16 protein-coding genes are annotated in these 20,671 nt (G+C 45.7%); 9 read left to right on the top strand and 7 right to left on the bottom strand.

Annotated elements, in window-relative coordinates; translation table 11 throughout:
- Positions 1–3: 3 nt before the first annotated feature.
- Positions 4–1,185 carry an efflux RND transporter periplasmic adaptor subunit gene (locus AB1S55_RS18030; RefSeq protein ID WP_370979582.1) on the bottom strand — a complete coding sequence of 394 codons (1,182 nt, stop codon included), beginning with the start codon at positions 1,183–1,185 and terminating at the stop codon, positions 4–6.
- Positions 1,186–1,891: 706 nt separating this feature from the next.
- Between AB1S55_RS18030 and AB1S55_RS18035 the strand changes: the two genes are divergently transcribed.
- Positions 1,892–3,238: an RICIN domain-containing protein gene (locus AB1S55_RS18035; RefSeq protein ID WP_370979583.1), complete on the top strand. Its 1,347-nt coding sequence runs from the start codon at positions 1,892–1,894 to the stop codon at positions 3,236–3,238.
- 120 nt (positions 3,239–3,358) lie between these two features.
- Here AB1S55_RS18035 and AB1S55_RS18040 read toward each other — a convergent pair whose 3' ends face one another.
- Together AB1S55_RS18040 and AB1S55_RS18045 are read right to left on the bottom strand one after the other, a co-directional pair.
- Positions 3,359–5,845 carry a hypothetical protein gene (locus AB1S55_RS18040; protein ID WP_370979584.1) on the bottom strand — a complete coding sequence of 829 codons (2,487 nt, stop codon included), beginning with the start codon at positions 5,843–5,845 and terminating at the stop codon, positions 3,359–3,361.
- Positions 5,846–6,180: 335 nt separating this feature from the next.
- Positions 6,181–7,452, bottom strand: coding sequence for an O-acetylhomoserine aminocarboxypropyltransferase/cysteine synthase family protein (locus tag AB1S55_RS18045; RefSeq protein ID WP_370979585.1), 1,272 nt, complete (start codon positions 7,450–7,452; stop codon positions 6,181–6,183).
- A 222-nt stretch (positions 7,453–7,674) separates the two neighbouring features.
- On the opposite strand from AB1S55_RS18045, the gene AB1S55_RS18050 reads away from it, so the two are divergent.
- Positions 7,675–8,307, top strand: coding sequence for a MarC family protein (locus AB1S55_RS18050; RefSeq protein WP_370979586.1), 633 nt, complete (start codon positions 7,675–7,677; stop codon positions 8,305–8,307).
- 32 nt (positions 8,308–8,339) lie between these two features.
- Here the strand turns inward: AB1S55_RS18050 and AB1S55_RS18055 are convergent, their stop codons facing one another.
- From AB1S55_RS18055 to AB1S55_RS18065, 3 genes are read right to left on the bottom strand one after another with little or no spacing between them, the layout of a single operon-like run.
- Positions 8,340–8,858: a hypothetical protein gene (locus tag AB1S55_RS18055; RefSeq protein ID WP_370979587.1), complete on the bottom strand. Its 519-nt coding sequence runs from the start codon at positions 8,856–8,858 to the stop codon at positions 8,340–8,342.
- A 58-nt stretch (positions 8,859–8,916) separates the two neighbouring features.
- The gene (locus AB1S55_RS18060) at positions 8,917–10,191 is read right to left on the bottom strand and encodes an inorganic phosphate transporter (protein WP_370979588.1); all 1,275 of its coding nucleotides are present in this window, start codon (positions 10,189–10,191) and stop codon (positions 8,917–8,919) included.
- 24 nt (positions 10,192–10,215) lie between these two features.
- Positions 10,216–10,890 carry a TIGR00153 family protein gene (locus AB1S55_RS18065; protein ID WP_370979589.1) on the bottom strand — a complete coding sequence of 225 codons (675 nt, stop codon included), beginning with the start codon at positions 10,888–10,890 and terminating at the stop codon, positions 10,216–10,218.
- 208 nt (positions 10,891–11,098) lie between these two features.
- Between AB1S55_RS18065 and AB1S55_RS18070 the strand changes: the two genes are divergently transcribed.
- The 6 genes from AB1S55_RS18070 (at position 11,099) to hrpB (ending at position 17,682) form a co-directional block, all read left to right on the top strand.
- Positions 11,099–11,545, top strand: a complete 447-nt coding sequence (locus AB1S55_RS18070) for an isoprenylcysteine carboxylmethyltransferase family protein (protein WP_370979590.1) — start codon at positions 11,099–11,101, stop codon at positions 11,543–11,545.
- A 41-nt stretch (positions 11,546–11,586) separates the two neighbouring features.
- Entirely contained in the window at positions 11,587–12,552 is a 966-nt protein-coding gene (locus AB1S55_RS18075) for a hypothetical protein (RefSeq protein WP_370979591.1), read from the top strand.
- A gap of 66 nt (positions 12,553–12,618) precedes the next feature.
- Complete coding sequence (locus AB1S55_RS18080; protein ID WP_370979592.1) at positions 12,619–13,740, top strand: ribonucleotide-diphosphate reductase subunit beta; 1,122 nt, start codon at positions 12,619–12,621, stop codon at positions 13,738–13,740.
- 153 nt (positions 13,741–13,893) lie between these two features.
- Positions 13,894–14,316 (top strand): GtrA family protein, encoded by a 423-nt coding sequence (locus AB1S55_RS18085; protein ID WP_370979593.1) that lies wholly within the window; start codon positions 13,894–13,896, stop codon positions 14,314–14,316.
- Positions 14,317–14,323: 7 nt separating this feature from the next.
- Positions 14,324–15,088, top strand: a complete 765-nt coding sequence (locus AB1S55_RS18090) for a UDP-2,3-diacylglucosamine diphosphatase (protein WP_370979594.1) — start codon at positions 14,324–14,326, stop codon at positions 15,086–15,088.
- Positions 15,089–15,099: 11 nt separating this feature from the next.
- Positions 15,100–17,682: an ATP-dependent helicase HrpB gene (hrpB, locus tag AB1S55_RS18095; RefSeq protein WP_370979595.1), complete on the top strand. Its 2,583-nt coding sequence runs from the start codon at positions 15,100–15,102 to the stop codon at positions 17,680–17,682.
- A gap of 137 nt (positions 17,683–17,819) precedes the next feature.
- Here the strand turns inward: hrpB and AB1S55_RS18100 are convergent, their stop codons facing one another.
- Positions 17,820–19,337, bottom strand: a complete 1,518-nt coding sequence (locus AB1S55_RS18100; protein WP_370979596.1) for a phospholipid carrier-dependent glycosyltransferase — start codon at positions 19,335–19,337, stop codon at positions 17,820–17,822.
- Positions 19,338–19,557: 220 nt separating this feature from the next.
- On the opposite strand from AB1S55_RS18100, the gene AB1S55_RS18105 reads away from it, so the two are divergent.
- Positions 19,558–20,532 carry a glycosyltransferase family 2 protein gene (locus AB1S55_RS18105; RefSeq protein WP_370979597.1) on the top strand — a complete coding sequence of 325 codons (975 nt, stop codon included), beginning with the start codon at positions 19,558–19,560 and terminating at the stop codon, positions 20,530–20,532.
- Positions 20,533–20,671 lie beyond the last annotated feature (139 nt).

The raw sequence follows: 20,671 nt of genomic DNA on the forward strand, positions 1-20,671 counted from the left end.
GCCTTAACCCTCGGTACTGGTTGCGGTTGTAGGGTCTACCGGCTTTTCGGGCATGATGGGTTTAGCTTCAGCCACTTCTACTTTTTGGCCAGAGCGTAAACGCTGCAAACCTTTGGTAGCAACTCGCTCACCTAGTTCTATGCCTTTATCAACCACGATCAGATCATTAAGGTTGGTTTTGCCTAGTGTGATATAGCGCTTATTAGCAACATTGTCGTCACCCACCACAAAAACATAGGTACCCTGCTGATCTGCTTGGGTGGCAACACGTGGAATAAACGCGCCTTTCATACTGATTAAGGTTTCAACCACAGCGGTGGCGTTCATACCTGGGCGCAAAAAACCATCGGGGTTAGGTAACTCTGCACGAATACGCACGGTGCCAGTATTGGTATCAACACGATTACCTACGTAATCAATTTTACCTGGCTCAGGGTAGCGATAGTCATTATTCAACTGCACCCATACTTGAAATAACTCACGGCCATCTTTTTCATCTACCGAATGCTCATCTTTAACTCGCTTACTGTGTAGGTAGAGTTTTTCAGTAATACTGAATTGCACACGAATAGGGTCTATTGAGGTCAGTGTTGTCAGTGCTTCATCACTGCCACTGACCAAGTCACCCACCGCATAAGTTGCTCGGCCAACTCGGCCGTCAAAGGCAGCCGTAATACGGGTGTATTCTAGGTTGTTTTTAGCATCTTCAATGGCCGCTTCAGCGCTATCAACTGAAGCTTTAGCTGATTCATAGCGCGCTAATAGCTGATCAAGATCTGACTGAGAGATAAAATTATCGGCGATCAACTGCTGGCCACGCTCATAGTTACCGCGTGCATCAATCAAACTAGCCTTACTGCTCTTAAGCTGGGCCTCAGCCTGAGTCAACGCCGGCTTATAGGGTTTGTCATCAATACGAAAGAGCAAGTCGCCTTTTTTTACTAACTGCCCTTCTGTAAAGGCTATTTCTTCTAAATAGCCACTAATTTTAGGCAATACCTTAATGTCACTCACAGCTTTAATTTGCGCGACATAGGAATGCTTAGGCGTGTATTCATGCTCGACCGCTTCTGCAAGCAGTACTTTTTGGGTCGGCATTTGAGGGGCTTCTTTTTTCCCACAAGAGAGCAGTAATAAAGGTAGGGAAAGTAAAAGACAGATACGAGAAAACAAGGAAAGGGACATGTGCAAATCCTATTGCGGCTAAAGCATATAAAGCAGCTATTTAAGCACAATTGAGTAGCAGTTAGCAGCTATAACACATAATCGTGCAGCGAAAACCTTGATCAATTAAAGCGCTTCGCGCAATCACCGATCTACCCTCGTGGTGAATTCAAAAAACGTACAAACAGTGAACCACATCTCAATCAAAGGTGTCGCCTAAAACCCCACAAGAACATCCATGCCAACCGAGAGCCCAATGAGCGCATCAACTCTACTAATAACTTTTCACTATTATGCATTGAGATCAATATTAGAACAGATTCTTTTGCGCTTAAGTTTCGTAAGTGTTAGCTTTCTTTTTAGAAGTTCATAAGCCCGATACTTGTAAGAATAAATCTAACAGTTCCTAGTTCAGCCAATCTTGGCTTGGAGCTATAAACAACAAGACGGTGATTTAAGTTCTCTTCGCTATCGATGCAGGCTGAAGAAGAGTTAGCCCCTAATGCAGAACGATATAAAAGCGATACAGCTCTAATTTAACCATATGAGCTCCGTATCAGTGATCCTTGGCTAAGAGCCCAAGGCACAGAACACCCCCCTAGATTAGCGAGGTTCTTTTGCTGTATCGCTGATTGTTGTAACAACTCGCCTTACAGCCATGCAGCTGCTTAAGCTCATGACTAGTGTGCGGTGTACATTAATCCAATACGATAAAAGGATAGTAATAATGATAAAAAAACTTTCTTTATGCGCAAGCGCCCTACTTGTCTGTGCTTCAGCACATGCAGCCGACTGGGATGGTATCTCTATTCCCGCCTCGGCAGGCTCTGGTAAAACATGGCAGCTACAATCAGTCTCCGATGATTTTAATTACTCCGCAAGCCCCACTAACAAACCCTCTCAGTTTACTAATCGCTGGAAGGATAGTTTTATCAATGCTTGGAAAGGGCCGGGCGATACAGAATTTAATCCAGGTCACTCTTATACCACCGGCGGCTCTTTAGGCCTTCAAGCCTCTGCTAAAGCCGGCACCAATAAGATCTATGCGGGAATTATTTCTTCAAAACAAACCTTTACCTACCCTCTTTATATGGAGGCAAGAGTTAAACCTACTAACAACACGATGGCCAATGCAGTTTGGTTACTTAGTCCAGATTCGACTCAAGAAATTGATGCAATGGAGTCTTACGGTAGTGATCGCCCAGGCCAAGAGTGGTACGACCAGCGTATGCATGTAAGTCATCACGTATTTATTCGCGACCCTTTTCAAGATTACCAACCTAAAGATGCAGGTTCTTGGGTTTATAATGGCGGTGAAAGCTATCGCTCGGGCATGAAACGCTATGGTGTTCATTGGAAAGATCCGTGGAACTTGGACTACTACATTGACGGCGTAAAAGTTCGAAGTGTTTCTGGTAAAGCCATGATTGACCCCAATGACTTTACTAACGGCACTGGCTTAAACAAAGCCATGCACATCATTATTGATATGGAGCACCAAGACTGGCGTGATGTTCGCCCAACCACGGCTGAGCTAAACGACAGTAATAAGAGTATCTTTTTTGTTGACTGGATTCGCGTTTATAAGCCCGTTAATTCAGGGGGTAATAATGGTGGAAATGACGGTGGCAACAGTGGCGGTGACCTAACAGCGCCTAGTGGTAAAACCTCAATGAAAAGCCGTAGCAGCAATCGTTGTTTAGACCTAGCAGCGGGCAGCAGTGCCAACGGCGCGAATATTCAGCAGTGGGGTTGTAATGGCAATAACACCAACCAAGACTTTACTTTCCAGTCTGCAGGCGGCGGTTATTACCTTGTTAAAACCAAGCACAACAAATGCGTCGATATCGGTGGAAAACAAACCACCAACGGTGCCAATGTGCTGCAATGGAATTGCTACAACGGCGATAACCAAAAATTCAAACTGGTTGATAAAAGTAACGGCTGGTTTCAACTGCAGGCCAAGCACAGTAATAAATGTTTAACGGTGCAAGGCTCATCAACAGCGAATGGCGGTAATATTCAGCAGTGGGCTTGTGGCAATGGCAACAACCAACAGTTTAAGTTTCAGTAAACGCGCTTAAACAAAAAAGCCCTGCCTTAGCGCAGGGCTTTTTAAATACTACGTTCCCTAAAATAAACCAATAAACAGAACACCCCCACCGTTTAGCTTTTGACGGCTATAAGCTATTAGTCAGTTTAAATGTAACTGGCCTCGCCTAGCATTAAAACTAGCCACTAAGAGCATCAGAAGCATAAACACAAGCCCGCCAGATATCGAACCACCGCCACCACTAAGGGCTTCGTCAACACTCACTCCGGCCTCTAAACTGGAATCTGGACTAGGCTCAGGGCTAGGCGCAGGAATCACTTGTGAACTGAATACCGGACTAGGTACTGGACTGGGCTCAATACTAGGCTCTGGACTGGGTTCAGAAGTCGGCTCAGGGCTTGGGCTTGGGCTTGGGCTTGGGCTTGGGCTTGGGCTTGGGCTTGGGCTTGGGCTTGGCAGACGTATCTCAACATTATCTTGAGTCACAAGCTCTAAATTGTCTTCCCAGCCGGCCCCTGTCGGTCTAATCGATAATTTTAATTGGTAATCAGCCGCGGCAACAGGCGTGTTTTCTAATACCAATTGAATGTCAGCCCGAGCAGCCCCCGCCTCAACACTCAGAGTGTGAGTATGCAACCAAGTGCCAGACTTCCACAGTTCAAACACAATATCTCGAGTTTGGGCAGCGTCATAATCAACACTTAAATTAAACGCTCCATCATACAATAAACTAGTAGCCAAGTTTACAAATGCGATGCTATCGGATGCCGGAGCAGACTCTACAGTATCGATATTAACTTGTAATACAGCCGAACTTACTCGCCCACCATTATCGGGGAAAGTCACTGTCAGTAGGTTATTTTCCTGCAAGATAGAATTATCAAATTCAACATGTAAGGCGCCAAAAAAAGAATCACGCGTAGCTTGATCACCACCTTTCCAATTAGTAGGCGCAGCTAACTCATGGCCATTTAAACGTAACTCAGGCACTTTAGATTTGTCGTGAGCGCGGCCAATACCGAGCTTTAACAACGAGCGTCCGGTTCCCGTTTGCAAACCGTTAAAATGAAAGTCCAAGGTCTGATCGGCATGAATACTTAATAAATGCTCATCAGCATAATAGTGTTTCAGATCACGACGTGAATCAAAAGCAAGAGGCTTCTCGTAAGATAAAGAATAAATAACCGTTTCACCGGCCTCCAAGCGAACACTCGATGGTATTTGATCAAGCATTTCATCGCTATAAATAGGGGATTCATTTGGATAAATCTTCAGAGCTTTACGTCTAACGGTTGAGGGGGGTTCTGCCTGCTGATGAATATTAAGACTGATCATTTCATCAACTTCTGAAAGGCTATTAAGTGCAATATAAGCCTTATTCCCTTCAACAAAGACCTGCACTTGAATATCTTCATTTGTGCTTGAATATGCAACACGCTGACCACTCACATCGGACCAAAGCTGATAGAAATACACTCGAGGAGTGTAGAAGAACCGTGTCGGACGCCCATTAACAATAGAATCTGGGTCGGGTCGAAATAAAGTCGCACCATAAGGCTGCCAATTATTTTCAGCACTATAATACCAAGCAGCTTTACCGGTAATAAAAGGAATAGAGGTCAACATGCGGTCTTGGCGTTCAAGCAATTGAAACAGCATGTTATTGATTGAACGCACACTTTGAACATGCTTAATATCACTGTAATCATCACCATAACCACGCTCAATACCACCGTATTCACTAATGCTTAATGGTTTAACAAAATCCCACTTAAAGTAACTATAGGTTTCCAGTAAATCTATAATAGCTTCAAGATTAGAGCCAGAACGCTGAGAATTTGAGCCTGTTACATTAATGCCATCATATAAATGAACAGAGATCGCATCCATATAAGGGCCGGCCTCATCCATAAACATTTTTAAACGCTCATTAAAATGACGAAAATCCCACAACTCTAATGAAGGCCAAGCGCTAGCAAAACCAATAACCTTAACGGGAATATCCTGCTCATCAAATGCTTTACCTATTTCTTTAAACAGTTGAGTTATTTGAGCCCGAGCTTCGTCTGCATCAATACCAAATTCGCCAGCATGCACAAAGGGTTCATTAATTGGCTCATAAAATTCAGGCCGGGTCTCATCATCAAAGTAGTATTTAAAATACAGCGCAGCCCAAGCAGCTCTTTGCACTGGATCCTCATTGGCAATATAGGCATCCCTAGGGTGCTGGGTAATCACATTGCGTTTACTAAAATAGGGATAATTATTATGTCTTTTAATGCTACTAATATTAGCGGCACCGTTGGTCATAGCGTCACTTTCACTGGGGTAAGGCGCTCCCCCACTATGAACAGAATAAGGCCCCCAGAAGTTTCTCCCGTAACCTACATTCAATTCTGTCGTGATATATTCCAACTCATCTAAGGTAACTTGATTCTCAGACCAATTGGAGTGCAAATTAAAGTATTTCTCTCGACTAAGTGCTGACTCACCACCAATAAACCGCTGCATATTCAGCTGAATATCAACCTGATTTTGAGCAATGCTATAAGTAGGTAAGAGTAACAATAGCAAGACAAAAAAGGGCCGCGTAAAACGAAAAACAGAAATAAAAGAGCAAAAAGACATAAAAACTACTGCGAAAGTCTAGACAACAAGAGTACATTGATCATAACAAAGCCTGTTATTGCAACAAGCAAGGCTTATTTAACGTGCTTAATTATGTTAACTACGCACATTGTTAAATATAAAAACGAGACCTACTACAAACTATCGCCTTTAAACCAAAGTCAAGCCGAAGCATGCTCTGACAAAGACATGCAAAATCAAATACAACACGATAAAGAGAAACAACATAGCCGCCTGCGGAATCGATTTTACAAGCAGGTACAGAGTATCAAGGTTCGCATACCTGCAAGCGTTTCATTGCAAAGCTTATGCTTATCGTTTCTTATCTCAGACTATTAGGCTTTATCTAAAGCCTGGCTTACATCAGCAATGATATCGTCAATATGTTCAATCCCCACAGAGATTCTTACCAAGTCCGGGCTCACACCCGCCTCTTTTAATTCTTTTTCGCTTAACTGCCTATGTGTTGTCGATGCGGGGTGACAAGCCAGTGATTTCGCATCACCAATGTTTACTAGGCGTAAAATCATGACTAAGGCATCAATAAAACGTGCGCCCGCTTCTGCCCCACCCGAAATTCCAAAGCTCAAGATCCCCGATGCTTTGCCGCCCGTGATTTTTTGACAATTTTGATAATACTCACTATCTACTAAAGCAGCATAATTAACCCAGCTAACCTTGGGGTGCTGTTGTAAAAACTGAGCAAGCTTTTCGGCATTTTCACAGTGGCGCTCTATACGTAAGGCTAAGGTTTCTAGCCCCTGCAAAATCTGAAATGCATTCAGCGGAGAGATTGCCGCCCCCATATTACGTAAGGGCACCACACGACAACGCCCAATAAAAGCCGCCGGACCAAAAGCATCCACATATACAACACCGTGATAGGAAGGGTCTGGCTGATTAAACACAGGAAAACGCGCTTTACTTGCAGCCCAATCGAATTTCCCAGAGTCAACAATCGCACCACCTATCGAAGTACCGTGTCCACCAATATACTTGGTGAGTGAGTGCACAACGATATCCGCTCCTAACTCAAACGGTCGACACAAAATAGGTGTGGCTACGGTGTTATCAACAATTAATGGCACGCCGTGTTTATGAGCAATGCTGGCTAAGCGCTGAATATCAACAATATTACCAGCAGGATTGCCTATCGACTCACAAAACACCGCCTTGGTCTTATCATCAATCGCTTGTTCAAAACCACTGAAATCATCGTGTGAAATCAGTCGTGCTTCTATACCCTGCTTAGGCAAGGTGTGGGCAAATAAATTATAAGTGCCACCATAAAGCTCACTGGTACTAACAATGTTATCCCCTACCTCGCACAAACATTGAATGGCATAAGTAATAGCAGCCATACCTGAGGCTAAAGCCAAGGCAGCAATGCCACCTTCCATCGCTGCTACTCTCTGCTCTAGCACATCCGTAGTTGGGTTCATAATGCGAGTGTAAATATTACCAGGCACTTTTAAGTCAAATAGGTCTGCACCGTGCTGAGTATTGTCAAAGGTGTAGGAAGTCGTCTGATAAATGGGCACTGCCGCAGCCTTGGTACTGCTTTCAGATTCATAGCCGTGATGTAAAGCAATAGACTCAAGCTTCATGCTGGTCCGTCCTCATGCATTTAAAAAATATCATCATACGTGGCTATGATTCTAAGCTTTATAGAACAAAGCAAAGAGTATGATCTGCGTCATAAATTACTCGTTCGAATAGCTTAGGGCGACATAGACCGTTTGTAAAAGTAACAGGTACTGAACGGAAGCTGTTGTAACACTTTGCTGCTATGATTCACTGTTTGTTCTAGCCACCACTAAGGACCTTTTGTGATTCACTGGCAAGATATTATTAAAGAGTTTGTCTCTCTTTGGGTTGTGATCGACCCTATTGGTACCATTCCTGTTTTTATTGCCGCAACCATCGGCCTGTCAGCGACGGTGCAACGAAAAATCGCACTAAAAGCGACCTTAATCGCAAGCCTTACACTGATTGGTTTTGTCGCTTTTGGCCAGCTATTACTTGGCGCTATGGGTATCTCACTCGCCGCATTCCAAATAGCCGGTGGCGTGGTATTGTTTCTATTTGCTTTAACAATGATCTTTGGTGATGGCAAGCCCGGGGAAGAAAAGAAACAGATCACCGATAGCGATGCTTACCAACTCGCCGTCTACCCCATCGCGATACCGTCTTTGGCATCCCCCGGCGCCATGCTTGCGGTGGTCATGCAGACAGATAATCATATCTACTCGCTTAAAGAGCAATTGGTGACCACCAGTATCGTTATTTGCATTTTACTGATCAGTCTTGTTTTATTGTGCTTATCAAAAGCCGTGCAGAATTTAATAGGCGATGGCGGCGCAAGTGTCATTAGCCGTGTAATGGGTTTAATTCTCGCATCAGTTGCAGTAGATAATGTACTAAGCGCACTGACAATGTATTTTGGTTTGGCGCTGGTATAGCAGCTGAGGCTGAGCTTATAGGGCTAAAAAACTTAGCAGCCATCCGCCACAACCTCATAACCAGGAGAACGCCCCGCACCCGAGGCTTGAGTATAAAGAAAGTAACAACGATCATTTATCACCGTGCCATTGTTATCTAAGTCGTAGCCGATAAAGGTTTTATCGATGCCTTGGGTATTGCGTCCAAAGTCATCAGAAAGGTTTATCCATTTATGAATGTCGGTATTATCCAACCAACCCCACTTTAGGCGGGTATCATAGTTGCCGTCGCCGGTCATATCGACATCCAATAAATCATCTCGAGAGGGGACCTCTCGGGTATCAGCCCCCCCATATACTTTGGCTTTCACAAGGGCATTAGCTGACTGTGCGGCGCCATTAATCACCTCTAAGGCGCTGTTTCTAGAGGCACTGCTTAACTCGACGAACTTAGGAATCGCGACCACAGCCAGCGCAACAAGGACAAGCATAACGGCAAGTATTTCGACCAGAGAGAAGCCAGATATGGCTCGTAACTTAGAGATATGTATAGAGTGGGGCTGAGGTACCATATATTCATGATACTAGCAGATGTAAAAGCGCGCCAGTTAAGCCCAGCGCGCACTCAGATTAAGCGCCGAAAATGGCCTTAAAGATATAAAAGAAGATAATTGCTAAAATCGCACCGGCTGGTAACGTTACAATCCAACTTAAAAAGATAGAGCCGACAACTCGCAAGTTCAATGCCGCAATACCTCGCGCCATGCCTACGCCCAATACAGCTCCCACTAAGGTGTGAGTAGTAGAGATAGGTAGACCAACCCCCGATGCGAGCACCACGGTTGCCGCAGCACCAAGCTCAGCAGCAAAACCACGACTTGGAGTCAGCTCGGTAATCTTTTTACCGATCGTGGCCATCACCTTAAAGCCATAAGTCGCCAGACCAAGCACAATACCGGCACCACCTAAGAGAAGGATCCAGCCTGGTAGGGCAGATTTAGCACCAATAGCACCACTTTGAATCGTGCTAACAACCGCAGCAAGAGGTCCAACCGCGTTAGCGACATCGTTGGAACCGTGAGCAAAGGCCATCGCACAAGCGGTGAAGATCATTAATACACCAAAGATTTTCTCAATATTGGCATAACGACTGTCATCAGTATCGGCATCTAGTTTCACACGTTTAAGCATATAGACACCAATCGCCGCCACAATCAGACCACCAATAACGGCAACACCGGCACTTTGGAAAAAGCTAATATTTACGCCTTCAGCTTTAAATACATGCTTTAAGCCCTTGATCATGGTTACCATAGAGATGAGGAAACCAACGGCAAACATATAAACAGGAATATAACGGCGTGCAGCCGCTAAAGGGTTCTTATTGTTAAATACCAGCTTTTGCACACTGACAAACAAAGCGAAAGACATCGTACCCGCCAAGATAGGTGAAACCACCCAACTCGCCGCAATGGTGCCCACCTTAGCCCAAGCAACAGCAGAGAACGATACGCCTACAGCGGCAAAACCAACAATAGCGCCAACAATGCTGTGCGTGGTTGAAACAGGCCAGCCCATCATCGAGGCAATTAAAAGCCAAGTACCCGCAGCCAATAGTGCGGAGAGCATGCCGTAAACCAGTAATTCCGGTGTTCCGGCCATCACCGCCGGATCAATAATACCTTTACGTACAGTTGCCGTGACTTCACCACCGGCTAAATAAGCGCCGGCAAACTCGAAGATCATAGCAATAATAATCGCTTGTTTAACGGTCAGTGCGCCTGCACCCACGGATGTTCCCATGGCATTAGCCACGTCATTTGCGCCCACACCCCAGGCCATGAAAATCCCAAAAACACAGGCCAGCACTAATAAAATCGTGCCGTAATCAGCCAGAACAGTCATGATGAATACCTAAATAAAAGAAAATTAACGAGCAACAAGCAACAACAAACGGCTACCTACGCGTTCAGCACGGTCTGCAAGTGCCCCAATTTGTTCAATCACACGGTAGAGGAACATAACCTCAACCGGTGGCAGTTCGGTTTCTACTGCAAATAGCGCGGAACGCAAAGAACGCTCATGCTCATCAGCAATATGCTCTTGAGCGTTAAGCTCAGAGACTAGCGATTCAACGATGCCAAGTTCTTTACCTTTGAAGCCAAACTCGAGTAATTCATCTAGCTCATTAACCGCTTTAAGTGCCGCGTTAGCCGTGGCTACAGCCGAAGCAACGTAAGCATCAACTGCATCTTGTAAGGTTTCAGGAAAGCACATCTTGCGGCCAAGCATTAAACCGGCAATATCACGAGCGGTATTAGCGACTTTGTCCTGTACGGTAAGCAGTTCAAGTAAGTCTTGACGTGGCACAGGTAAAAACAAGCTCTTGGGCAGGTGTAAACGAATCTCTACTTTAAGCTCATCTGCTTTATGCTCAAGCTTGGTAATCTCATCATAGACACTTTTTGCTTGCTCCCAATCGCCAGCTCTACCCGCTTTAAAATAATCAGGAAGTAAGGCTGCGGCAGCGACAGAAGAAGCCATATGTTGTTGAATGGGCTTAATAGGAGAGCGCCCAAATAGGTCTGAAATAGTATTTATCATTGTTGATACTCAAGTTGAGGACTTGGCTATTTGTGGCGCATTCTAGCCATAAAAAGTTAAGGCGTCAGTAGCTTGTGCTATTTTGTTGTTTGTACTCAAAAGGCGATTGGTTATAGTAGTTACTTCAGGTCTAAAGCAAGCAGCCAAGTTAAGTACTTACTTACCTTATAGACCCTATTTAACTAGCATGTAACTATGGATCAGTTTTATGCGAAACCCTATTCCGCCGTTCTTATTGTGCTTGGCGCTCACGCCTTTAAGTTACATTTTTAATGGCTCTTTTTTAGCCATTTCCGAGAAAGCAGCCAAAATCTCTGCCCTGCTTTTGGGCTCACTTGCTATATCGTTGATGCTGATTGCCAAATACCAATTCAGCAAAGCCCACACCACCATCAACCCTTTGCGACCTGAAAACAGCCGCTGCCTAGTCACACATGGCGTATTTAGTTTCAGTCGTAATCCGATGTATTTAGGCATGGCTCTATTGCTGGTAGCATCCGCTATATTCTTCCGCTCTGTGCTCGGTTTTGGCATTGCATTAGCTTTTGTTATCTATATCGATTTATTTCAGATTCGAGCCGAAGAACGGGCCTTAAAAGAACGCTTTTATGAAGCCTTTCGAGGTTATCAACGCAGCGTAAGACGCTGGTTATAAGTGTTACACACTGTTTGAATTAGGCCATCTATACTAAGGCCATGAATCGCCGCCGAAACCAACTAAGTCAGAAGCGCCAATACCTGTGGGCTAAAAACCTTCTCAGCAGCTGGCTTTTTGGCCTTGTGCTCGCATCAACAGGCCATACGCAAAGCATCAGTATTGAAGGCTTAATCAAGCCCCAGCAGCATCAACGAGCCGAGACTCAACAGCACGTTCTGAAGGTTGCAGTACATAAAAGCAAAGCACTGTGGCAAGCCGCGACCGCCACACAAGCTTGCTACGAATACCAGCCCCCTGTTCAACACAACCTCACTAGAGGCTTTTTAGAGGTGATGATTTTGTGCCGCGCCCTACATACTGCTGGCGCAGAGTTTAAAATAGAGATTGTCGATACACCGAGCCACGCCCGTGCCATACGCATGGTTGAGTCTGGCGCGGCGGACATATTAGGTGAAACAACATGGTTGCGTAACGCCAATCCAAATGAAGTACTGATCAGCTCTGCCGTGATTCGCTTAGGCAAGCTCGAAAAAGGCCTCTACACCAAGGCCGAGCACCCCGCCCAACAACAAGTTCAAGATGCTCAAAGCGTTCAAGGTCTACGAGGCATCACGGTGGATTTCTGGAAAACCGATCGTAAAGCCCTCGAAGACATTACTCCGCTCAGCTACAGTGCTGCCGCTTTTGATAATTTACACAATATGCTTGTTGCTGGACGTGCTGACTTTACTTTATTTAAGTTCCCCCAAAGCCAAGATCTCAGTATCGATATCCACGGCCAGCGTTACCTACCGTTAAAAGGAGTCAAAGTGCAACTCATGGGTACTCGCCACTTCCTTATCGATAAACAACACCTTCAAGCGGAGCTTATACTGCAAGCTATCAACCAAGGTTTAGAACAGCTTCACCAAACAATGGATGTGGAAGATTTTATTGGCTCGGCGCCACTATGGGTACGAGATTGGCAGGTGCTGAATAACGCGTTCACAGAAAGTTCTAAGTAACATTCCCCGCTAACTGACCCACATCAAGAGCCCCCTTAACCACCCCGCTACATTGCTCGGCTTGAGATGAACAGAGAATGGGGAAAAGTCACCGTGCTAGATTGGGACTGCGACAATACTGAAGCGCTTGCGAAAGAATTTCGTGAAGCTGAAAAACAAAAAAACGGGGCAAAAGCGGGAACGGCACAGCAGGCAGTAAAAGCCTCGGATAAGCGTGTTATCAATGGCGTCAGTGACGTCAACCAACTTGCTCCTTTTGCCTACCCTTGGGCGTGGGAATATTTTTTAAACGCCAATAAAAACCACTGGACCCCACTTGATATCAACATGTCACAAGACGTGTACGACTATCACCACAAGCTCAATGATGCCGAACGACATATGTATGAGAACGTACTCTCGTACTTAACCACCTCAGATATTCTTGCCATGCGCAATGTCGGCCTTGCGGTGATGGAAAAAATGACTGCGCCTGAGCTACAAATTTATCAGGCCCGGCAAGTCTATGAAGAAAGCTTACACACATGGACCTACCAACACTGTATCGAGACACTGAACTTAGACCAAAGTGAGATTTACAACCGCTACCGCGTTGTGCCTGAGATCAACCAAAAGATTCAAATTGCCAACCGTCGCCTGCATAGTGTCTTGCGATCAGATATTGATCTGACTGATAAAGACGAACTACACAATTTTGTCTTGGCTTATATGTTCTTTGCCGCGATCTTTGAGGGCTGTTGGTTCTACAACGGTTTCAGCCCTATTTTCAGTTTGCAGCGCCGTGGCATGATGAAGGGCACTGCCGAACAACTTCAATACATTATGCGTGATGAAATTCTACATGCCGGTTTTGGTATTCGTGTTGTCAGCCAGATCCTCATAGAGAATGACATTGAACTCGATATGCAGGCCATCAGAGAAATGTGGGATGAAGCCGAAGCAGCAGAAAAAGTCTACGGCAACTATATATGCCGACAAGGTGTTTTTGGTTACAACGCAGAAGACCATATTGAACAATTCCGCTACATTGCCAACCGCCGCGCCAAACAACTTGGCCTGCCTGAGCCTTTCCCTGGAGCAAAATGCGCTCTACCTTGGCTCGATGAGCAAGCCAATATTCGCAAAGAGAAAAATTTCTTTGAAACTCGCGTCACCGAATACCAAGCAGGGGGCCTAGAGTGGGACTAGCTTTAGAGCTGATTAGACCCTAAAACTTAATCCCCCCCTTGATCGATTGGGCAACAGATTTCTGCTGCCCGCCTTTTATATCCCTGCCCATCTTATGCTGCAGCTCTGTGTTATGCTGCAAGCTTTATCTCAAAAGCCTTTTATCTAACGTTTATGACAAGTGATTCAAGCGGCTCTCACTGGTTTAGCCGCCTGCGCCAGCATCAAATATACAAAGAGTTCCAACGCTTCTTTCTTAGCGGCCTTGGTGCAACAGCTATTCACTACGCCCTTATGATTTGGTTAGTAGAACTCGGAATGCGGCCAACTTGGCTAGCCAGTAGCATTGGCTTTATTTGCTCAGCGGTTGTGAACTTCCTACTCGCTCGTTACTTGGTTTTTGATAGCAAGGCGCCTTGGAAACACGCCGGCCTACGCTATGTACTTATGATCGGCGGGGGACTGTTGATCAACGCCATTGCCTTGGCTTATTTAAATTCTTTTATTCATTACCTAATCGCCCAGATCGGCGCGACCGGTTTGGTGTTTATCTATAACTTCTTTGCCAGTAAATACTGGGTCCATAAAAGTCAGTAACGCATTTATGAGTACAGTTCCAACACATTGGTTTGTTGCCGATACCCACTTCTGTGAAAGCCGCCCCGAGCATATCGATGCATTTACGCGCCTGTGTCAGCTGCCTAAAGCTGGTGATAGCCTGCTCTTACTTGGTGATATTTTTGAAATTTGGATCGGGGATGATCTTGCCCGCCCAAGTGATGTAGCAATTGAAGAGCAGTTGTTAGCGCTTACTCAGCGTGGCGTAAAGCTCTTCTTAATGCATGGCAATCGCGACTTTATGCTAGGCCCTGCCTTTGCCAAACGAACTGGCTGCAAGCTTATAAACGATCCAACTAAGTGGGTACTTCCTAACGGCCAAGAGGCTTTGTTAACTCATGGAGACTGGTTCTGCACTGATGAAGTAGGCTATCGTCGTTTTCGCCGCATCAGCCGTAACAAGCTATTCCAGTTCTTGTTTAAATGCCTGCCAAGTAGCCGCCGCAAAAACATCGCCAACAAGATTCGAGCTAATAGCATTGCCGCACACAAACGCGGTGGTAACCGCAGTTACGATGCCAATGCCGGCTTAATCCAACAATGGTTCAATAAATACAGTCCGATTAATACGATTATTATGGGCCATACCCACCTGCCCAATTTACATCAACAACAGGCACAAACTCGATTAGTACTCGGTGATTGGCGCGATACACTATGGTACGCCAAAGCCTCTGCAGAAAACGGCGTGCAACTCTTTGAGGCCGACTTAAAACTCACTGATGCCAAGTTGCGTTTTCAGTTTGATTAAGACCATAAGCCATGAATGAACTGCCTATCTATGGCGTTATTGATGAGCTAAAACACAAGCTCAACAGCAGCGATAAAGTCATCCTTGAAGCTGAACCTGGGGCCGGTAAAACCACGGTTGTGCCGCTAGAGCTCATGCAAGAAGAGTGGCTCGAAGAACAACTTATTGTCATGCTTGAACCTAGGCGGGTGGCCGCACGTGCCGCCGCCGAACGTATGGCTGCTAGCTTAAACGAGCCCTGTGGCCAGCAGGTTGGCTATCGTATTCGCCAAGAAAACCGTAGCAGTGTAAGTACTCGCATACTTGTTGTAACAGAGGGCGTATTGACTCGCTGGCTACAACAAGACCCGAGCTTAGAAGGTGTTGGCCTTGTCATCTTCGATGAGTTCCATGAGCGCAACCTAGAGAGCGACCTTGGCCTTGCCTTGAGCTTACAGTGTCAAAGCCTGCTTCGTGATGAAGGTCCTGCGCTTAAATTACTGTTAATGTCGGCCACCCTAAATAGCCAAGTACTTAGCCACTTTTTAAACGATGCCCCCACGGTGCAGAGCCAAGGGCGCAGCTATCCTGTTGAGATCCATTATTATCCTCACACGATTAAACGAACTTATGGTTTTGCAGAAGCTATTGCCCAGGCCTGCTTTGAAGCCCTATCTAAAAACGAGGGCAACTGCCTTGTTTTTTTACCTGGACAGCGAGAAATTCGCGATTGCTTAAGCGCACTCAATAGCTTGCTGCAAAGTAAAAATATGGCCAGCGGTTTTGAACTATTACCGCTGCATGGCGGTTTAAGCTTAGAGGAGCAGCGGCGAGCTATTGAACCTTTAAGCCAGCAAGCTCAACAAAGCTTACGCAAAGTTGTTTTGGCAACGGATATAGCTGAAACCAGCTTAACCATTGATGGCATCAGCCTTGTTATCGACAGCGGCTTACATCGCAGCGCCCAATACGATGCTCGCAACGCCATGAGCCGTTTGCACACCCAACGTATTAGCAAGGCATCAGCGATACAGCGAGCGGGACGAGCAGGCCGCCTCGGCCCGGGAAGCTGTTGGCGCTTATGGCCCGAAGACGAACAAAGCAGCCTAGTCGAGCACAGCCAAGCCGAAATATTACAGGCCGATTTGTGTAACTTTGCCTTGCAGCTCTTTAGCTGGGGGCTACAAAGCCCAAGCGAGTTAGAGTTACTCGACCAGCCCCGCGAAGGTATGTTTCAGCAAGCTGTCGATTTACTACAAAAACTTGAAGCCATTGATGAGCACAACAAGCTTACTCCCCAAGGCCAAACCATGGCCAAGCTACCCTGCCACCCCCGCTTTGCCTATATGTTGCTGCGTGCAGCTCAGCACCAATGCCTATCTGAAGCTGCTTTATTGGCAGCCGTATTAAGTGAAAACCGTCGCCCAAACTTTGCAGGCGCCGATCTACAAGCCCTACTTAACGAGCTGCAGCTGCCTGCCAGCACGCATAGCAAGAAACAAGCGGCTAACAAGCAAATACAAGGCTTTAGGTATCAGATCAAGCAGCAGCAAAAACGCTTTATATCCTTATGCAAAGGCATGCAAGCTGAGTATGACAAACCCATAGAAGCCATGGCATTTCTGCTCGCCTGTGCGTTTCCTGACCGAATCGCCAAGCTGCAAAACCTTGAGCAAGGCAGCTACAAGCTAAGTAATGGAAGACGAGCAAGCTTAGCCACTAACGAAGCCTTAAGTGCCAGCCCCTATATCGTTATTGCTGAACTTGGCGGTCATGCTGAACAAAGCGTTGACCGTATCTACGCTGCGATTGAACTGCCAGAGCTTTTATTAAAAAACGAACTTAAAGCGCTCTGTCACAAACAGCACCGCTTTGAATGGCAGGCCGATCAAGACCGCTTTATTGCTTTAAAAGAATCTTATGTAGGGGCTTTGTTAATCGGCAGTGAGCAGCAAAAGAAGGTAAGTGATGAGCAGCGCCGTGAAGCGCTACTTAATTTTATTCGCAAGCAAGGCTTACACATACTTAATTGGGATGACGGCTGTATCAACCTGCAAGCCCGTGCCGAACTGCTTAAACATAAAGCCTCTTTGCTTGCCGCGTTTCAGCTTGAAAGTAAAGACTGGCCTAGTTTTACTGAAAGTGATTTATTACAAGAGCTTGAGCTTTGGCTCGCGCCAAGTCTTACTAAGGTAAAGCGCCTAAGTGAACTCAAAAAAATAAAGCTTGAGCCGCTATTAAAACAACGACTTAATTGGGCCCAGCAAAGCGCCTTAAATGAACTGTGCCCAGAGCGCATCGGCGTTGCCTCAGGTAACCAATACAGTATTGATTACAGCCAGTCACCTCCCGTACTCGCCTGTAAATTACAAGAGATGTTTGGCTGGCAGCAGGGCCCCAGTATCTTAAAAGGCCAACTGCCTTTGATGTTGCACTTGTTGAGCCCCGCCCAACGCCCCCTGCAAATTACGCAAGACCTCGTTGGCTTTTGGCAAAACAGCTACGAGCAAGTAAAAAAAGAAATGAGAGGTCGTTACCCCAAACACCCTTGGCCAGATGATCCTGTGCAAGCTCAAGCGACTCGCTTCACCAAAAAACGCAGTGGACAACAATAATCACAACTAAAAACGCCCGTATGAAGACCTTCCACACGGGCGCTTTGTAAGCCGTTTATTTAACCAGTAACCAATCAAATAAGGGCTAATGTAACAAGTAAATAAGTTCGCTTACTGTCTACAAATCAAACAAGCTATTAAATCCAACTGGTAAACCACATACGCTGATAAAAACCATCGGCAGTTGTTGTAATACCCAAATAAATCGGTAGCCAGTAAATAAAGGCGGCCAATATAAGCGAGACAATAAAAATACCTAAGCCACGTGATATCCACCCTTTACAAAGATCAAGCAATGGCCGCCCACTTAAAAGATGCGTAATTACCCAAGCCAAAGCCAATAAAGAGAACAACGACGCTGGAATATAGTGGTAATAAAAGAGGCAGCGACTTACAAAGGCCCAAGGTAGGAAATTCGCAGCATATCCGCCAATACAAATCGACATAAACATCAATTCAGAATGGATGACGCCTTTACGCAAAGCGCGCTGAAGGTGGTAATCCCAGACCGGTAACATCAATAAGACACTTGCAGCACCCAACCAAATAATGGCCGGATTCCCCATTAGGTGTACGTCGGTAAACATCTTCACACCATCAACCACCTCTTTTTCAAAGAGGTAACTCATGGGCCTTGCCATAACAGGCCAGCCGTACCAGCTGGAACAATAAGGGTGGGCATCCGCCTCTACTCGGCCATGATACGCAAAGATTTGGTGGTGAACCTCAGCAAAACCATAATCAGGAATCATGCTGATATGGGGAATCCACAACAAACAATACAGCACGAACCCCGGCACCAGCAGAATGGGGATTAATAAAAACGGGTTTATTTTTACAATGGCTTTAAACACCGCCAAGGGTTTCGCAGTTAGATCCAAACCTAGGTATTTAGAGCGTAAATACAAGATGTAACTCAGTACACATGCACCCCAAACCACGGCAGAGAAGCCAAGACCATTCCACTTAATACTGTAAGTCAGGCCCAACATTGCTGAGCAAGCGGCAAGGAAATAAAGTTTCTTATGGGACTCAGCCGTCGTCACTTTACCTAGAAAGTAGAGCGCCGACATACCAAAGGTGGCAATATAAATATTGTTTAAGCCATAGCGCGACTCAACAATTAATAAACCTTCAAAGCACACCAAAAAGGCCATGACCAAGGACGCGAGACGGTTTGGCCAAAGTGCATATACCGTTCTAGCAGCGATAGGTACTAATAAAGTCCCGGTAACCGCATTTACCCAGCGCCTTGCCGTAGGGGATAACTCCGCCAACTCGACCTGAGTGAGTTCATAGGTTTCGGTAAAGGGCATCAAATTGTAGAGCCAGATTCCCGTACCAATAATGTACTTACTTAAGGGCGGGTGGGCATCAAAGAAGGTAACATCGGTCAGATAGTTATAAGCGTATTGTGAGAAGTAGACTTCATCAAAGACCATCGAATCAAAGCGCGATAGAGTCCAAAAGCGGATCACAGCAGCCACAAAAGTCAGTAGCCCAAGAATAACCCAATAGCGGCGACCATTGAGCAATAAGCCCCAGTCGAGCCCCTGCGCTACAGGATTGGCAATAACCGCCGACGACGCTTGTACATCTTGCATTTCGGGTGTTGAGCTACGGCCCGTATTCTTATGTTTATTCTTCTTAGCCATGAGTATCTACGCACTATCTATGCTTAAAAACAGAGCGCGGATACTAACATATTTCACCGACTCTCCTAGCGCAGACAGATCTAATTCAAACTTTCCAATCATCAAAATTGTGAGTGAATACGACTTTCCTCCCAGCGACAAATACTTCTATTGCACTTATGATGGAGCACCTTAAGCCATCACTACCTTAAAGCCCCGTATCAATACAAGTGATAATACAATGACAGAAGAACATAAAAGCCTCGCAATCGTTGTGCCTTGTTATAACGAAGAAGAGGCTCTTGAATTTAGCTTTGCCAGATTGAATGCCTTACGCGAACGCCTTGTTACGAGCAAGTTAATCAGTTCCAGCTCCAAACTTTACTTTGTTGATGATGGCAGCGCAGATCAAACATGGGCAACGTTAAGCCAGCTTGCCGATGAGCACGACTACGTATGCGCTCTTAAATTAAGCCATAACCGAGGCCACCAAAACGCCCTTTATGCAGGCTTATGCGCAACAACCGAAGACGCTGTTGTCAGTATTGATGCCGACCTTCAAGATGACCCAGACTGCATAGAGCAAATGATGCAGCACTTCTTAGAAGGTAAAGATGTGGTTTATGGTGTGCGCGAAGAGCGAAAAAAAGATACCGCCTTTAAACGCCTGAGCGCCGAGGGCTATTACCTCATGATGCGTAAGATGGGCGTAGACTTGGTATTTAATCATGCCGACTACCGCTTGCTTTCGCGCCAAGCACTCGATGCCCTATTAAGCTACCCCGAGCACAACCTGTTTTTGCGCGGCCTCGTTCGAGAGCTAGGCTTCGCAAGCTCAACGGTTAGCTATAAACGTGAAGAACGTGTTGCTGGCGAAAGTAAATACCCTCTACGCAAGATGCTTAGCTTTGCTTGGGAAGGCATTAGTGCCTTTTCTACAGCGCCCTTACGTGCAATTACCGTCCTTGGTTTTTTCTCCAGCTTAGTATCGATTAGTATTCTATGTTGGGTGCTGCTAACTCGAGTATTTACCGATAGCGCCCTACCCGGCTGGGCATCCATCTTATTACCCCTACTCTTTATTGGCAGTGTACAGCTAGTCAGCCTTGGTATTATTGGTGAGTATCTAGCTAAAATCTTTGATGAAGTAAAAAGGCGCCCACGCTTTCATATAGAAAAGAGCCAAAACGCAAATAAAGAGCTCAAAACCCGCTAAGCTCACTCAGCAATAAACATCAGTCTGACTGAACCTTGTTTATCACATCTTAAGCTAGGCAAGGGCAACTTAAGAATAAAGCGCCTAAGAAAAAGACAAATAGAAACAACACTAAGGGCCGGCACGATAAATAGCCGGC

It is taken from the genome of Agaribacterium sp. ZY112 (genome assembly GCF_041346925.1).
Lineage (GTDB): Bacteria > Pseudomonadota > Gammaproteobacteria > Pseudomonadales > Cellvibrionaceae > Agaribacterium.

Excerpts from the sequence above, each read along its gene's own strand:
- hrpB (WP_370979595.1), top strand. The coding sequence starts at position 15,100 with ATGAATGAACTGCCTATCTATGGCGTTATTGATGAGCTAAAACACAAG.
- AB1S55_RS18055 (WP_370979587.1), bottom strand. The coding sequence starts at position 8,858 with ATGGTACCTCAGCCCCACTCTATACATATCTCTAAGTTACGAGCCATA.
- AB1S55_RS18080 (WP_370979592.1), top strand. The coding sequence starts at position 12,619 with ATGAACAGAGAATGGGGAAAAGTCACCGTGCTAGATTGGGACTGCGAC.
- AB1S55_RS18040 (WP_370979584.1), bottom strand. The coding sequence starts at position 5,845 with ATGTCTTTTTGCTCTTTTATTTCTGTTTTTCGTTTTACGCGGCCCTTT.
- AB1S55_RS18065 (WP_370979589.1), bottom strand. The coding sequence starts at position 10,890 with ATGATAAATACTATTTCAGACCTATTTGGGCGCTCTCCTATTAAGCCC.
- AB1S55_RS18075 (WP_370979591.1), top strand. The coding sequence starts at position 11,587 with ATGAATCGCCGCCGAAACCAACTAAGTCAGAAGCGCCAATACCTGTGG.
- AB1S55_RS18030 (WP_370979582.1), bottom strand. The coding sequence starts at position 1,185 with ATGTCCCTTTCCTTGTTTTCTCGTATCTGTCTTTTACTTTCCCTACCT.
- AB1S55_RS18045 (WP_370979585.1), bottom strand. The coding sequence starts at position 7,452 with ATGAAGCTTGAGTCTATTGCTTTACATCACGGCTATGAATCTGAAAGC.
- AB1S55_RS18105 (WP_370979597.1), top strand. The coding sequence starts at position 19,558 with ATGACAGAAGAACATAAAAGCCTCGCAATCGTTGTGCCTTGTTATAAC.
- AB1S55_RS18100 (WP_370979596.1), bottom strand. The coding sequence starts at position 19,337 with ATGGCTAAGAAGAATAAACATAAGAATACGGGCCGTAGCTCAACACCC.
- AB1S55_RS18090 (WP_370979594.1), top strand. The coding sequence starts at position 14,324 with ATGAGTACAGTTCCAACACATTGGTTTGTTGCCGATACCCACTTCTGT.
- AB1S55_RS18035 (WP_370979583.1), top strand. The coding sequence starts at position 1,892 with ATGATAAAAAAACTTTCTTTATGCGCAAGCGCCCTACTTGTCTGTGCT.
- AB1S55_RS18085 (WP_370979593.1), top strand. The coding sequence starts at position 13,894 with ATGACAAGTGATTCAAGCGGCTCTCACTGGTTTAGCCGCCTGCGCCAG.
- AB1S55_RS18070 (WP_370979590.1), top strand. The coding sequence starts at position 11,099 with ATGCGAAACCCTATTCCGCCGTTCTTATTGTGCTTGGCGCTCACGCCT.
- AB1S55_RS18060 (WP_370979588.1), bottom strand. The coding sequence starts at position 10,191 with ATGACTGTTCTGGCTGATTACGGCACGATTTTATTAGTGCTGGCCTGT.